General features: G+C 40.1%; 2 protein-coding genes. Both read right to left on the reverse strand.

Translation table 11 applies throughout. The annotated features are described in order from the left end of the window. Positions 1–247: 247 nt before the first annotated feature. Positions 248–481: a hypothetical protein gene (locus tag LZZ98_RS15415; RefSeq protein WP_237788591.1), complete on the reverse strand. Its 234-nt coding sequence runs from the start codon at positions 479–481 to the stop codon at positions 248–250. Positions 482–651: 170 nt separating this feature from the next. Further along, positions 652–1008 (reverse strand): DMT family transporter, encoded by a 357-nt coding sequence (locus LZZ98_RS15420; RefSeq protein ID WP_442862726.1) that lies wholly within the window; start codon positions 1006–1008, stop codon positions 652–654. Positions 1009–1242: the final 234 nt, after the last annotated feature.

The following is a 1242-nucleotide window of genomic DNA, read 5'->3' on the forward strand; positions in this document are numbered from 1 at the left end:
GAGCGTTCTGGGGCATAGGGGTGCTTCCTATAAATTCTCAATCTTTAAAATGAGTTTCTATGCGATGTTTAATTTTCTCTTTAGGAAAATTACTTTCTCTGTGAGAATTTATATAGGATTTTTTTTCAGCCGTCTACGGCTTTAGGAAAGTTTTTTTATTTTTAGGAAAGTTTTTTAAATTATTGATTTTTATTAAGATGTGCGAAAGCACCAGCAGGAAATTAATCTCCTGCTGGCTAGATTTGGCTTAACATAAAACCTCTACCCGATGAAACTGCTTCAGCTGCAACAATGCCTGAAAAGGCTGGGCAGACTGCATCAAATTATTCATCTGTTCATGAAACTGCTGAACCAGACCGTGATTGCATCGAATCAGCCAGCCTTTCATAAACTTCTTGTTCATATTCAGCATATACACCTCACAGGTGGTCGGTGTTAATAAGCGAATTTTCTTAATCACAAAGTGTTCCGGATAGCTCATCGCATTCTCCTTTTACAAAGTTCAATTGATAAAAAGCAAATACCGCGCCAAGTTTGCCAATAACCGATTTGTCCTGTTTGATGCCGGCTAAATCTGGTATTTATTCCTGTTATGAATATTTTATGCATTAAAATTGCGCATTTGCTTGATGGTCTGCACCAAATTGCAGATCAGGAGGGCTCGGATAATTTCATCAATAGCAGTCCAGCCGTAATCAGAACAGCGGCTAAAATACGCATAAAGGTGACCTGCTCGCCCAAGATCAAGATGCCCAGCAAAAATGCCCCGACCACACCAATGCCCGACCAAATGGTATAGGCCGTGCCTAAAGGCAGCGTACGCATGGCATAGCTCAACAGCAGAAAACTTAAAATCACGAAAACCACCGTCATGAAGGTGGGGAGCGGCTTGCTAAAACCGGCTGAAAGTTTCATGGAATAGGCCCAGATAATCTCAAAAATACCGGCCAGAACTAAAACTATCCATGCCATCTGTATTGACTCCCTGAATTGAGTTTTATGCCGGATCAGCTCAGCATGCGGCTGATTTTAATACTGCGATGGCTGGCTAATTTTACCTATACCTCTAAAGGCATACTCATAAAAAGTAGCTGAATTTAAACAAGAAATATGGACAACGGCGTGTGTTTTTATATAAATTTTTACAAGAAATTAAATTTACTCTTAAGAATATCAATCTTGAGCACCTGAGTTTTGACTGCCTTAAATACCGGAGCAAATCGACCATGACGCAGCACACTT

It is taken from the genome of Acinetobacter sp. SM34, assembly GCF_022012365.1.
Lineage (GTDB): Bacteria > Pseudomonadota > Gammaproteobacteria > Pseudomonadales > Moraxellaceae > Acinetobacter.

Coding starts and splice junctions, on each gene's coding strand:
- LZZ98_RS15415 (WP_237788591.1), bottom strand. CDS start 481: ATGAGCTATCCGGAACACTTTGTGATTAAGAAAATTCGCTTATTAACA.